The sequence below is a fragment of the Dankookia rubra genome, from assembly GCF_004355005.1.
Lineage (GTDB): Bacteria > Pseudomonadota > Alphaproteobacteria > Acetobacterales > Acetobacteraceae > Paracraurococcus > Paracraurococcus ruber_A.
In genome coordinates, this window is record NZ_SMSJ01000120.1 from 1 (window position 1) to 12,707 (window position 12,707).

The 12,707-nt window shown below is 72.3% G+C and carries 14 protein-coding genes and 1 tRNA gene; 12 read left to right on the top strand and 3 right to left on the bottom strand.

The window, feature by feature from the left end:
• Positions 1 to 186 precede the first annotated feature (186 nt).
• The 10 genes from E2C06_RS32490 (at position 187) to E2C06_RS38120 (ending at position 8,047) form a co-directional block, all read left to right on the top strand.
• The gene (locus E2C06_RS32490; RefSeq protein WP_133292715.1) at positions 187 to 900 is read left to right on the top strand and encodes an ATP12 family chaperone protein; all 714 of its coding nucleotides are present in this window, start codon (positions 187 to 189) and stop codon (positions 898 to 900) included.
• Positions 897 to 1,163, top strand: a complete 267-nt coding sequence (locus tag E2C06_RS32495) for an acylphosphatase (RefSeq protein WP_133292716.1) — start codon at positions 897 to 899, stop codon at positions 1,161 to 1,163. Before E2C06_RS32490 ends, E2C06_RS32495 begins: the two co-directional genes overlap by 4 nt.
• Positions 1,164 to 1,271: 108 nt before the next feature.
• Positions 1,272 to 1,856 (top strand): S-(hydroxymethyl)glutathione synthase, encoded by a 585-nt coding sequence (gene gfa / locus E2C06_RS32500; protein WP_133292717.1) that lies wholly within the window; start codon positions 1,272 to 1,274, stop codon positions 1,854 to 1,856.
• A 101-nt stretch (positions 1,857 to 1,957) separates the two neighbouring features.
• Positions 1,958 to 3,049 carry a TRAP transporter substrate-binding protein gene (locus E2C06_RS32505; RefSeq protein ID WP_133292718.1) on the top strand — a complete coding sequence of 364 codons (1,092 nt, stop codon included), beginning with the start codon at positions 1,958 to 1,960 and terminating at the stop codon, positions 3,047 to 3,049.
• A 203-nt stretch (positions 3,050 to 3,252) separates the two neighbouring features.
• The gene (locus tag E2C06_RS32510; RefSeq protein ID WP_133292719.1) at positions 3,253 to 3,549 is read left to right on the top strand and encodes a hypothetical protein; all 297 of its coding nucleotides are present in this window, start codon (positions 3,253 to 3,255) and stop codon (positions 3,547 to 3,549) included.
• A gap of 326 nt (positions 3,550 to 3,875) precedes the next feature.
• Positions 3,876 to 5,345: a DEAD/DEAH box helicase gene (locus tag E2C06_RS32515; protein ID WP_133292720.1), complete on the top strand. Its 1,470-nt coding sequence runs from the start codon at positions 3,876 to 3,878 to the stop codon at positions 5,343 to 5,345.
• Between the two features lie 87 nt (positions 5,346 to 5,432).
• Complete coding sequence (locus tag E2C06_RS32520; RefSeq protein WP_133292721.1) at positions 5,433 to 6,404, top strand: Bug family tripartite tricarboxylate transporter substrate binding protein; 972 nt, start codon at positions 5,433 to 5,435, stop codon at positions 6,402 to 6,404.
• Positions 6,405 to 6,456: 52 nt separating this feature from the next.
• Positions 6,457 to 7,428 (top strand): Bug family tripartite tricarboxylate transporter substrate binding protein, encoded by a 972-nt coding sequence (locus E2C06_RS32525; RefSeq protein ID WP_165982806.1) that lies wholly within the window; start codon positions 6,457 to 6,459, stop codon positions 7,426 to 7,428.
• Positions 7,429 to 7,521: 93 nt separating this feature from the next.
• Positions 7,522 to 7,788, top strand: coding sequence for a hypothetical protein (locus E2C06_RS38115; RefSeq protein WP_165982807.1), 267 nt, complete (start codon positions 7,522 to 7,524; stop codon positions 7,786 to 7,788).
• A gap of 22 nt (positions 7,789 to 7,810) precedes the next feature.
• On the top strand, positions 7,811 to 8,047 hold the full coding sequence (locus E2C06_RS38120) for a hypothetical protein (RefSeq protein ID WP_165982808.1): 237 nt from the start codon (positions 7,811 to 7,813) through the stop codon (positions 8,045 to 8,047).
• Positions 8,048 to 8,102: 55 nt separating this feature from the next.
• Here the strand turns inward: E2C06_RS38120 and lipB are convergent, their stop codons facing one another.
• A complete protein-coding gene (lipB, locus tag E2C06_RS32540) occupies positions 8,103 to 8,750 on the bottom strand; it encodes a lipoyl(octanoyl) transferase LipB (RefSeq protein ID WP_241671578.1) in 648 nt (215 codons plus the stop codon).
• A gap of 53 nt (positions 8,751 to 8,803) precedes the next feature.
• Between lipB and E2C06_RS32545 the strand changes: the two genes are divergently transcribed.
• Together E2C06_RS32545 and E2C06_RS32550 are read left to right on the top strand one after the other, a co-directional pair.
• Positions 8,804 to 8,889, top strand: a tRNA-Leu gene (locus tag E2C06_RS32545).
• A 162-nt stretch (positions 8,890 to 9,051) separates the two neighbouring features.
• Positions 9,052 to 11,331 carry an NADP-dependent malic enzyme gene (locus E2C06_RS32550; RefSeq protein WP_133292726.1) on the top strand — a complete coding sequence of 760 codons (2,280 nt, stop codon included), beginning with the start codon at positions 9,052 to 9,054 and terminating at the stop codon, positions 11,329 to 11,331.
• A gap of 30 nt (positions 11,332 to 11,361) precedes the next feature.
• On the opposite strand, the gene E2C06_RS32555 is transcribed toward E2C06_RS32550, so the two are convergent.
• Positions 11,362 to 12,399 carry a hypothetical protein gene (locus tag E2C06_RS32555; protein ID WP_133292727.1) on the bottom strand — a complete coding sequence of 346 codons (1,038 nt, stop codon included), beginning with the start codon at positions 12,397 to 12,399 and terminating at the stop codon, positions 11,362 to 11,364.
• An 89-nt stretch (positions 12,400 to 12,488) separates the two neighbouring features.
• The coding region (locus tag E2C06_RS38125; RefSeq protein ID WP_206664797.1) for a hypothetical protein at positions 12,489 to 12,707 on the bottom strand (219 nt) is incomplete at its 5' end.

Genomic DNA, 12,707 nt, shown 5'->3' on the forward strand with positions numbered 1-12,707 from the left:
GGCCGACCTCGTCATCGTGCATGAATGGACCGATCCCTGGGTCGTCGCGGCGATTGGTCGCGCGCGCCGGGCCGGCGGAGCGGACGCCAACGCCGCTGCGCAACCTGCCGGCCCCGGCCCAGGACCTGCTGCGCGGCCTGCTGCGCGGGCGTTGAGGCGACCCGAAGGAATGCTGAGGAAGAACCCATGAAGCGCTTCTGGGACAATGCAGCCGCCGTGCGAGAGGCCGGCGGCTTCCGCGTGCTGCTGGACGGCAGGCCGGTGCGCCTGCCCGGCGGCAGCCCGCTGCAGGTCGAGGCCCCAAGCCTGGCCGAGGCGATCGCCGCCGAGTGGTCCGCTGCCGGCGGCACCAAGGGCGGCGAGATGACGCCGGCCGACATCCCGCTCACCCGCCTCGCCGGCACCGCGCAGGAACGCGTGGCACCCGACCCGGCCGGCATGGTCGAAGGCCTGGCGAAATACGCCGAGAGCGACCTGCTCTGCTACCGCGCCGACGACCGCCGGCTGGCCGCGATCCAGGCCGCTGAATGGCAGCCGCTGCTCGACTGGACGGCGCTGCAGCACGATGCGCCGCTCCGGGTCACCACCGGGCTGATGCCGGTGGCGCAGGAGCCCGCCTCGCTCGCGGCGCTGCGCCGAGTCGTCGCCGCCTGCAGCCCGATCGAGCTGACCGCGCTCGGCGTGCTGGTCCCTGGCTTCGGCAGTCTCGTCCTGGCGCTGGCGGTGCTGCAGGGGCGGCTGGATGCGGCCGAGGCGCACCGGCTCTCGATCCTCGACGAGACCTACCAGGAGGAATTCTGGGGCCTCGACGCCGAGGCCGAGGCCCGCCGCAAGCGCATCGCCGCCGAGGTGGCGCAGGCCGAACGCCTGCTGGCCCTGGCGCGCGGCCGCGCCGCATGAAGGCGCGGCACCTGCTCATTGCAGGCCGGGTGCAGGGGGTGGGCTACCGCGACTGGATGGCGCGGGAGGCCGGGCGGCTCGGCCTCTCGGGCTGGGTGCGCAACCGCATGGACGGCAAGGTGGAGGCGGTGATCGCCGGGCCCGAGCCCGCGGTCGAGGCGTTGCTGACGCTGGTGCGGCGCGGCCCGACCCTGGCGCGGGTCGATTCCGTCGAGGAAAGCTTCTTCGAGGAGGATGTCGTGCCGGGATTCGCCCGGCGCTAGCGCCGCTCCCGCTTGATCAACTCCGCCGGAGAGGTGCTCCGGCCCGGAATGGTTATGGCAGCCTCCCCGCCGCGTCGGCATGCACGCCGCCGCGGGGAGGAACCAGCCATGGCCGAAAACGGCGAGCTCCATCTGCATCCGCTGCTGGACCAGGGCATCCGCGCCGGCACCGGCAGCTTCGCCGGCGGCACGCTGGCCTGCCGCTGCGCCCAGGACAAGGTCGAGCTTCGCGTCGAGGGCGACGTCGCCTTCAACCATGCCTGCGGCTGCACCAAGTGCTGGAAGCCGGCGGGGTCGGTCTTTTCCGTCGTCGCCGTGGTGCCGCGGGACAAGCTGCGCGTCACCGCGCATGCCGAGAAGCTGCAGGTGGTGGACCCGGCGGCGGCGATCCAGCGGCATGCCTGCAAGGGCTGCGGCGTGCACATGGTCGGCCGGATCGAGAACAAGGACCACCCGTTCTACGGCTTCGACTTCATCCACCCCGAGCTCTTCGCCGAGCATGGCGCCGCGGCCCCGACTTTCGCCGCCTTCGTCTCCTCGGTCATCGAGAGCGGGGTGAAGCCGGAGCGGATGGAGGCGGTGCGGGGGCGGCTGAAATCCCTCGGGCTCGAGACCTATGACTGCCTCTCGCCACCGTTGATGGATGCGATCTCGACGCATGTCGCCAAGCGGATGGGCGTGCTGGCGGCCTGAGCCGCGCCGGGCGGAAATCCCTTGCGCGGCCGGAGCGGCGCCGCGCAGGCTGCCGCTGCCGCTGGCGCAAGCCGGCAGCCAAGAGACAGGGAGCATACGTCATGGAACGTCGTGGCATGCTGGGTGCGGCCCTTGCCGCCCCGGCGGCGCTGGCCGCGCCCGCGCTGGCGCAGACCCAGAACCCCGAGATCCGCTGGCGCTGCGCCAGCAGCTTTCCGAAGAACCTCGACATCCTCTACGGCGGGTCGGAATACCTGGCGAAGCGCGTCGCGCAGATGACCGACAACCGCTTCCAGATCCGCTGCTTCGCCGCCGGGGAGATCCTGCCCGCGCTGCAGGTGCTGGACGGGCTGCAATCCGGCACCGTGGAATGCGGCCAGACCGCCAGCCTCTACTACGTGGGGAAGGATCCGACCTTCGCCGCCTTCACCGCCATCCCCTTCGGGATGAACATGCGGCAGATGACCGCCTGGCTGCGGCATGGCGGCGGCAACGAGATCGCAACCGAGCTCTACCGCGACTACAACGTCGTCGGCATCCCCTTCGGCGACACGGGGACGCAGATGGGCGGCTGGTTCCGCAAGGAGATCCGCAGCCTCGAGGACCTGAACGGGCTGAAATTCCGCATCTCCGGCTTCGCCGGGCATCTCTTCGCCAAGCTGGGCGCGGCGCCGACGCAGATCGCCGGGCCCGACATCTACCCGAGCCTCGAGCGCGGGACGATCGACGCGGCGGAATGGATCGGGCCCTATGACGACGAGAAGCTCGGCTTCGCCCGGATCGCCAAATACTACTACGCGCCGGGCTTCTGGGAGGGCTCCTCGCGCGGGGTGTTCATGGTGAACCAGCGCGCCTGGGACAGCCTGCCCGACAGCTACCGCCATGTGCTCGAGGTCGCCTGCGGCGAGGCGACGATGGAGATGGCGGCGCGCTACGACGAAGGGAACCCGAAGGCACTGCGCCGGCTGGTGGCGAGCGGCGCGCAGCTGCGCGGCTGGCCGCGGGAGATCCTGAACGCCGCCTGGAAGGCAACGGGCGAGCTGTACGAGGAGACGGCCGCGCAGAACCCGCGCTTCCGCAAGATGTGGACGAGCTACAAAGCCTTCCGGGACGACCAGTTCCAGTGGTTCCGGGTGGCGGAGAATGCCTACGAGAACTTCGCCTTTGTCGCGGCGGCCGGGCCGCCGCGGTAGAAGGGAAGGTCGGCGGACGCCGTTTCCCGGTTGGCGGCACTGCCGCCAGCCCCTGCAAGGCCAGGGTCTGGCCTGGAGCGACCTGGGCCTGCAGGCTCCGGCGCCGGCGCGGATCGCGTGACGCAGGGTTGATCGTCGGTGCCATGATCCCCCCGCATCTAGGCGGTGGCAAAGGACCGCGGGATAGTGCCTGGCATGGAACCGTGCCGGCTTTGGTTTGTCCGGCAAGCGGCACCCGGCAATGCCGCTCACTGCCTGCCGCCCGGCCGCCCGCCGGCCTGCTCGTCGCCGACTTCCGGCTCGCGCCGCCCGCAGCGCAGGGGACCGGCTTTCCGGCCTTTGCCTGGTGGTTGGAGGCGATCGCGACCACGGCCGATAACGCCGTCGCCGACAGGAGCGCCGCCTGTGAGACGAGCATGGGCCCCTATCCGCCCTGGGCGACCACCTGCCGCGCCACGGTCTTCGAGCGCGGCGGCTTGGCCGCCTGCCTGGGGGAATAGACAGCGGACTCAAGGTGTCCGGAAGCTTTTCGGACTTGATCGCAAAGGTGTGGAGGGGCGGCGCCGCGCCACTTTCCCTTGCTTTCGCAACCGCGAAGGCGCATATCCCCACCGCTGGCGCCTCGACGCACCAGCGGTGCCCGGCCGCGTGAGCGGCCCGCGGATGCGGCGAACAGCCCCCGCGGTTAAATGCCGAACTGCCGGCGCACGCGACGAATTCCCACCGGACCGGCCCAGCCACGCGGGGTCTCCACCTGAAACCCGCGGCGCGCCGTCCCTGCATCAGGGCCGCGTCCGGCGCCGCGCGACCGGAAGTATCCACACACGTGACTCAGTTCAACGAACTCGGCCTCGCCGCCCCCCTCCTGCGGGCGCTCGACGATGCCGGCTACACCACGCCCACTCCGATCCAGGCCCAGGCCATCCCGACCGTGCTCTCGGGCCGCGACCTGCTCGGCATCGCCCAGACCGGCACCGGGAAGACCGCCGCCTTCGCCCTGCCGATCCTGCACCGGCTGAACGAGAAGGGCGGCCGCCCGCCGCGCGGCGGCTGCCGCGCGCTCGTGCTGTCGCCGACGCGCGAGCTCTCCTCGCAGATCGCCGACAGCTTCAAGGCCTACGGCGCGCATCTCGGCCTCTCGGTCGCCGTCATCTTCGGCGGCGTGCCGCATGGCCCGCAGCGCCGCGCGCTGTCGGGCGGCGTCGACATCATCGTCGCCACCCCGGGCCGTTTGCAGGATCATCTGGATGCCGGGACCGCGCGGCTCGACCGCGTGGAAGTGCTGGTGCTGGATGAGGCCGACCAGATGCTGGACAAGGGCTTCCTGCCCGCCATCCGCCGCCTGGTGAAGGCGCTGCCGACGGCGCGGCAGACGCTGTTCTTCTCCGCCACCATGCCGCAGGAGATCGGCCGGCTCGCGGCGGAACTGCTCAGCAACCCCGCGCGGGTCGAGGTCGCGCCGGTGGCGACGACCGCGGAGCGCGTGGCGCAGCGCGTCATCCACCTGGAGCAGGGCCGCAAGCGGCAGATCCTGGCGGAGCTCCTGCGCGGCCAGGGCGTCGGCCGCGCGCTGGTCTTCAGCCGCACCAAGCACGGCGCCGACCGCGTGGTGAAGCAGCTCGAGGCCGATGGCCTGGCCGCCAACGCGATCCACGGCAACAAGAGCCAGGGCCAGCGGGAACGCGCGCTGGCCGAGTTCAAGGACGGCATCGCGCCGATCCTGGTGGCGACCGACATCGCCGCGCGCGGCATCGACGTCGACGGCGTCACGCATGTCGTGCAGTACGACCTGCCCGAGGTGCCGGAAACCTACGTTCACCGCATCGGCCGCACCGCCCGCGCGGGCGCCTCGGGTGAGGCGGTGACGCTGGTGGCGCAGGACGACCTCGAGAAGCTCTTCGCGGTCGAGAAGCTGATCCGCCAGGTGATCCCGGCCGAGGACCAGCGGGAGGACAAGACCCGCTCGCTGGCAAAGCCGGGCCTGGTGGCGCGGCCGGCCCGCGGCGGCCAGGGCCGCGGCCATGGCGGTGGCGGCCGCGGTGCGCCGGGCGGCGGCAACCGTGGCGGCCAGGGCGCGCCGCGGGGTAATGGCCAGGGCGCGCCGCGCCAGGGCCAGGGGCATGGCCAGGGAGGCCGGCCGCAGGGGCAGCCGAAGCCGGCCCAGCCGGGCGGCGAGGGCACCCGCCGGCGTCCCGCGGCGGCGGCTGGCGCCGAGGCGCCGCGGCGCGACCGCGACAACTTCCGCAACGGCGACTTCCGCGACAGCGCCCCGGCCTTCCTGACCCGCGGCCGGTAACCTTCGGTCGGCGGCACCCTGCCGGGTGACGGCGGCAGGCCGGCTCTGGCATCCTTCCGGGCAAACAATGCCCCGGGAGGCACCGCCATGATCCACCTGACCCGCCGCGCCACGCTCGGCCTGGCGCTTGCCGCCGGCGGTGCCGCGGCCCAGCCGGCCTGGCCCGACCGGCCGATCCGCATCCTGGCACCCTATCCGCCCGGCGGGCAGACGGACCTCGTCTCCCGCTGGCTGGCGGAGCAATTGCGGCCGGCCTTCCCGCAGCCCGTGCTGGTCGAGAACCGCGCCGGCGCCCAGGGGATGATCGGCACCCAGGCGGCGCTGGCCGCGCCGGCCGACGGCACCACGCTGCTCTACGTCAATGCCTCGACCACGCTGATCAACCCGGTGATCCATGCCAGCCCGGGCTACGACACCTTCCGCGACATGCAGCCGCTGGTGCAGTTCGGCACCGCGGCGCTGGTGCTGGCGGTGCGCCCTGACCGCGGCATCGCCACGCTCGCCGACCTGCTGGCCGAGGCCCGGCAGCGGCCGGCGCAGCTGAGCTACGCAAGCTTCGGCATCGGCTCGGCCAGCCACCTCTACGGCGCGATGCTGGAGACGGTGGCCGATGTTCGGATGGTCCACGTGCCCTATCGCGGCTCGGCGCCGGCGGTGCTCGACGTGGTCGCGGGCAATGCCTTCGTCTCGATCAACGACGAGGCGGTGACGGTGCCGCAGGTGAAGGAGGGCCGGCTGCTGCCGCTGGCCGTCACCGGCCCGGCGCGGATCGACACGCTGCCCGAGGTGCCCACCTTCGTCGAGCTCGGCTATCGCGGCGGTTTGGAACTGCTCGGCTATAACGGGCTGGTGCTGCGGGCGGGCACCCCGCCGGCGCTGGTGGAGCGGCTGGCGGCGGCGATCCTGCCGGTGCTGCGGACGCCGGAGGGGCGGGCGAAGATCAGGGAGCTCGGGCTGGTTCCGACCTCGCTCGGGCCGGCTGAATTCGCGGCGCAGATGCGCGCCGATGCGCCGGTCTGGGCGGCGGCGGCGCGGGCGAGCGGGGCACGGGTGGAGTAGCGCGCGGCGGCGGGGCATGCTGCCGGCAACCACGCCCAAGGGAACGCCGCCCATGCTCCGCCGCCGCCACCTGCTCGCCGCCCCCGCCCTGCTCGCCGCCCCGGCCCTGGCCCAGGGCGGCTGGCCCGACCGTCCCGTCACCATGGTCGTCCCCTTTGCCCCGGGCGGCACGCCGGACGTCGCGGCACGGCTGGTCGCGCCGAAGATGACCCAGTCCCTCGGGCAACCCGTGGTAGTCGAGAATCGCGCCGGGGCGGGATCGACCATCGGCACCCGCAGCGTTCTGCAGGCCCGGCCGGACGGGCATACCATCCTGATGGGCAGCATCAGCTTCATGATGGCGCCGCTGACCATGGACCCGGTGCCCTTCGACAGTTCGGCCGGGTTCCGGGTGATCTCGCTGCTGGCCAGCGTGCCCTATATCCTGCTGGTCCGCGCCGATGCGCCGCCGAAGGACCTGGCCGAGTTCCACAAATGGGTCGCGGCGAATCCGGGGAAGCTCAACTACGGCTCGGCCGGCAACGGCACGCCGCTGCACCTGGGCGGGGCGATCTATTCGCTGATGACCGGGGCGCAGATGACCCATGTGGCCTATCGAGGCTCGGGCCCCGCGATCGCCGACCTGCTGGCCGGCCAGGTGCAGATGGTCTTTGCCGACCTGCCCGCCGCGACGCCGCAGATCGCCGCCGGCACGGTGCGGCCGCTGGCCTCCCTGGTGCAGCAGCGCATCGCCGCCTATCCGGACATGCCGACCATGGCGGAAAGCGACCCGCGCCTCGCGGAATACGACATCTACACCTGGGCCATGCTGTCGGCGCCGAAGGCGACGCCGGACCTGCCCGTGCAGCGGCTGCACGCGGCGCTGGCCGAGGCGTCGAAGGCGCCCGAGCTGCAGCCTCGCTTCGCCGATCTCGGCTTCGACATCGTCATGAACAGCCCGGCCGAGGGCGATGCCCTGCTGGCGCGGGAGCAGAAGAAATGGGCGTCGCTGATCAAGCGCGCCGGGATCAAGGCCGATTTCTGATCAACTCGCAGTCTTCAACGCGGGCTGCGACGACGACCGTGGCACGCCTGCTGCTTCATCCAAACGGGCAGGATCGCCCGACAGGATGTCGCCGTGCAGGACGAGGGTCTCGAGCGGATGCGGCGGCTCGTCGATGCGCTGGCCGAGGTGAGCGGCCGGATCGGGCCGGATGCGCTCGACCGCGACCGCGACCGCGACCACGACCTGCGCGGGCTGCTGTTTGCCGTCTTCGCCGCCGGCACGGCGCAGCGCCCGGCCTGCGGCTGCGGCTGCGGCTGCGGCTGCGGCTGCGGCTGCGGCTGCGGCGCGAACCGGACCGCTGCCGCCGCGTTGCCGCCGCATGCGGGAAACGAAGCTTGAACGCGCGGGCGACCGCCGGGTGATGCGCACCGACGATACCGGCACGCTGGTGCTGGACGAGGCCGGGAAGGTCGCCGCCGAGCATGGCACCGACATGCACGAGACGCGGCTGGCGGAGTTCCGGGCCGAGGGCTGGCAAGTGGTGGCGGACGGCGACCGCGCCCCACCCGGCGGCCCGGCAAGGCCGCCCGGAGCCGTCGCCGGCGACAGCGGTGCCCCTGGCCTGAAGGCCACGGAGAACGACGCGATTTCCAGCTGACCTCCGTGATCCTCTCCTCCTTGGGAGAGAGGGTTGGGCGTGGCGACACCCTGGCCTACCCGAATACCCCCTCCCACTCCGCCATCAGCGCCGTGTCGGCCTCCTCCATCGTCGCCGTGACACCCAGCCGGTGCAGGCTGGTCACCCCGAACTGGTTCAGCCCGCAGGGCACGATGCCGCCGAAATGGCTGAGGTCGGGGTCGACGTTCAGCGCGATGCCGTGCCAGGTCACCCACCGCGTCACCCGCACCCCGATGGCGCCGATCTTGTCCTCGGTCCCGCGGGCATGGTCCTCGACCCAGATGCCGACCCGGCCGTCGCGCCGCTCGCCCTTCACGTTGAAGCGCCAGAGCGCGCGGATCATCCATTCCTCGAGCGCCCGGACATAGCGCCGCACGTCGCGCTCGCGGCTGCCGAGGTCGAGCATGACATAGGCCGTGCGCTGTCCTGGCCCGTGATAGGTCCATTGCCCGCCGCGGCCGGCCTGGAAGACCGGGAAGCGCGGGTCCAGCAGGTCGCCGGCCCCGGCCGAGGTGCCGGCGGTATAGGTCGGCGGGTGCTCGACCAGCCAGACCAGCTCGCCCGCCTCCCCGGCGCGGATGGCGGCGACGCGGGCCTCCATGAAGGCCAGCGCCTCGGGGTAGGGGGTCAGCCCCTCGGCCACGCGGAATTCCGGCCGGGCGGGGCCCTTTGCGGCCAGCACGGCCGTTGCTCCCGTCCCGTTCATCGGTTATACGCCCCGCCTCGCCCGGTTCTGCGGTCGTGGCGGAATGGTAGACGCGCCAGCTTGAGGTGCTGGTGGGGGAAACCCCGTGGAAGTTCGAATCTTCTCGACCGCACCATACCCACCTTCGTCCTGAACAGCGGCCTTGTGGCCCTGGCCGGCGACAGGTGCAGCGCCCGGACCCGCTCCGCAAGTCCTTGATCCGCCCTGCAGCCGCGATCCTGCGGTTGCGGCCTTGAGCCGTCCGCCGCATCTTCGCCCTTCGGGACAGGGGCGAGACATGGACGAGGATTTCCGCAAGGCAGCGCTGGACTATCACCGGCTGCCGCGGCCCGGGAAGCTCAGCATCGAGCCGACCAAGCGCATGGCCACCCAGCGCGACCTCGGCCTCGCCTATTCCCCCGGCGTCGCCGCCGCCTGCGAGGAGATCGCCGCCAACCCGGATGCCGCCTGGGACTATACCTCCCGCGGCAACATGGTGGCCGTCATCACCAACGGCACCGCGGTGCTCGGGCTGGGCGCGATCGGCGCCCTGGCCTCGAAGCCGGTGATGGAGGGCAAGGCGGTCCTCTTCAAGAAATTCGCCGGCATCGATTCGATCGACATCGAGGTGGAGGAGCGCGACCCCGCCAAGCTGATCGAGGTCGTCGCCGCCCTCGAGCCCTCCTTCGGCGCGATCAACCTCGAGGACATCAAGGCCCCCGAATGCTTCGAGGTGGAGCGCGAGCTCCGCGCCCGGATGCAGATCCCGGTCTTCCACGACGACCAGCACGGCACCGCCATCATCGTCGCCGCCGCGGTCCGCAACGGCCTGGTGCTGCAGGGCAAGCGGATCGAGGAGGTCAAGCTGGTGAATACCGGCGGCGGCGCGGCGGCGCTGGCCTGCCTCGACCTGCTCTGCGAGATGGGGCTGAGGCGGGAGAACATCACGGTCTGCGACATCCATGGCGTGGTCCATGTCGGCCGCGCGGAAGGGATGGACCCCTACAAGTCGAAATACGCCCGGGCGACCGATGCGCGGACGCTGGAGGAGGTGCTGGACGGCGCCGACGTCTTTCTCGGCCTCTCGGCGCCGCGGGTGCTGAAGGCCGAATGGCTGAACAGGCTCGGCCCGAAGCCGCTGATCATGGCGCTGGCCAATCCCGAGCCCGAGATCCTGCCGGAGGCGGTGCGCGCCGTCCGGCCCGACGCCATCGTCGCCACCGGCCGGTCGGACTACCCGAACCAGGTCAACAATGTGCTCTGCTTCCCCTTCATCTTCAGGGGCGCGCTCGATGTCGGCGCGACGCAGATCAACGAGGCCATGAAGGTCGCGGCGGCCGACGCGATCGCGGCACTCGCCCGCGTCGAGGCCTCCGAGGTCGTCGCCGCGGCCTATGGCGGCAATGCCCCGGTCTTCGGCGCCGAATACATCATCCCGAAGCCCTTCGACCCCAGGCTGATCCTCGAGATCGCCCCGGCCGTCGCCCGCGCGGCGATGGAGAGCGGCGTCGCCCGCCGTCCCATCGCGGATTTCGCCGCCTACCGGCGCGAGCTGGAACGCTTCGTCTTCCGCTCCGGCTACCTGATGCGTCCGCTGTTCGAGGCCGACCGGCAGGCGCCGCGGCGCGTGGTCTATTCGGAGGGCGAGGACGAGCGGACGCTGCGCGCGGTGCAGACCGTGCTGGACGAGGGGATCGCCGAGCCGGTGCTGCTCGGCCGCCGCGCGGTGATCGAGGCGCGGGCGAAGGCCATGGGCCTCAGGATGGATTTCTCCGAGTCCGTCGAGATCCTCGACCCCAATGCCGACATCGCCAAGTTCGCCCCGCTGACCGAGATGTACCAGCTCCGCGTCGGCCGCCGCGGCGTGCCGCCCGAGGCTGCGGCCCGGCGCGTCACGACGCGCGCGACGGTCGCCGCGGCGCTGCTGCTGGAAGCCGGGCTGGTCGATGCCGCCCTCGTCGGCGGCAGCGGCAACTGGATGCGGCAGTTCCACTACGGCTTCGACGTCATCGGCAAGTCGGAGTCGACCTCGCGGGTCTACGCCCTCTCGGCCGTCATCATCCCCTCGGGCACGCTGTTCTTCGTCGACACCCACCTGATGGTCGAGCCCTCCGCCGAGCAGATCGCCGAGATGACGCTGCTGGCGGCGGAGCAGGTGGAGGCCTTCGGCCTCACGCCCAAGGTGGCGCTGCTGTCGCATTCCTCCTTCGGCGGGTCGAACGCACCGACCGCGCGGACCATGCGCGCGGCGCTGAAGCTGATCCGCGCCATGGCGCCGGAGCTCGAGGTGGATGGCGAGATGCACGCGGATGCGGCGCTGGTGCCGGCGATCCGCGCCCGCGCCGTGCCCGACAGCACGCTGAAGGAGACCGCCAACCTGCTGGTCTTCCCCAACCTGGATTCGGCCAACATCAGCTTCAACCTGCTGAAGGCGGCGGCCGACGGGCTGCAGGTCGGGCCGATCCTGCTCGGCATGAGAAAGCCATTGCACGTCCTGGTGCCGAGCGTGACGGCGCGCGGCATCGTCAACCTGACCGCGGTCGCGGTGCACCAGGCGAATGCGCTGAAGGCGGGCTGAGGGGCCGGCCGGCGGCGGGGCGCGCCGGCCTCAGGGCGCCTTGCCCTCCAGCGCGGCGGTCAGCATCCGCTGCACGGTGGCGGCCGGCACGCAGGGCTCGAGGTGACCGCCGCGCGCGGCGAAGACATCCGGCCGCAGCAGGTAGAGCGCCGCCAGGTCGTCCCAGAGCGAGGTCCGCGCCCAGCCGTCCGGATTGGCCTGCAGCATGCCACCGATCACCGGCGCCATCCGCTGACCCGCGGCCAGCCCCTCGGCCCAGGCCGCGACGGGGCGGAAGGCAAAGAGCCGGTTGCCCTCGGCATCGACCCCGGGCTCCGCCGCGGCGCAGGGCTGCGGCCCGTTCGGGATATCCACCCAGTCCGTCCGCACCCGCCGGCCGGCGCGCAGCTGCCGCCCCACAAGCAGGTCAAAGGCGGTGTAGCAGGCATCGCGGTCATGCCGGCAGTTCTGCCCGTCCGGCACGCCGCCGATCTCGTCGGGATAGGGGCGGCCCTGGGCGACGATCCGGTCGACCCGTTCCAGCAGCTCCGCGCCATAGGACAGGAAGGAACTCCAGGGGCCGATCACCAGCAGGGAGATGCTGGTGCAGTCCCGCACATGCGGGCGCAGCGCCGCGGCGAGGTTGCCGGGCTCGGCCAGGCTGCCGTGGACAGGCGCCGGCAGGAGGCCATTCAGCCGCTCGGCATTGTCCCGCCACGCCTGGAAGTCCTTGTCGGGCCGGGCCTGCCGCTCGGGATCGGCGCTGGCGCCGGGGATGACCGGGATGGCGAGGTTGCCGTGCCGCAGCACCGCCTCCATCGCTCCGGCGCCCTGCAGCGGGCGGGCGATGCCCTCGGTCATGACGATGGCGGCGACCCGCCGGTTCGGCGCCAGCGCCGCCACCGCGCGATAGTCGTCGAGGTCGCCGTCGCTGTCGACGACGATGCAGCGCCCGTCCCGGGCGGCCGCGGCCGGCCCGGCCTGGACCGCGCCCTCCGCCGCGGCGGGAGCCGGCAGGAGAAGCGGTCCGAGGCAGAGCACCAGGCCGCCTAGTCCGTACCACGCCGCCCGTGCTGTCCAGTTTGCCACCGATGGAGTCCTCCCTGCTGCGCCAGGCCGATGCTGCCTCAATGCATGCTAGGGAAAGGAACCTCTCGGCAATATGCGCCGCCGCACGCTCAGCGCGCCGCGGCGCCCAGCCCGAGCACCCGCTGCGCCGCCGGCGCCCCGCCCAGCAGGGCCGCGGGCAGCTCGCCGAACGCGACCGGCTGCGGCGGCCGGGCGGTGATCTCGACCTCCTTCGCCTCGCCGCGGAGGAAGCGCTGCAGCGCCGCGACGATCGGGCCGATGCCCCCGGACGGGGCGCCGGCCCCGCCGGGCGGGGCGCCCGGAGATCG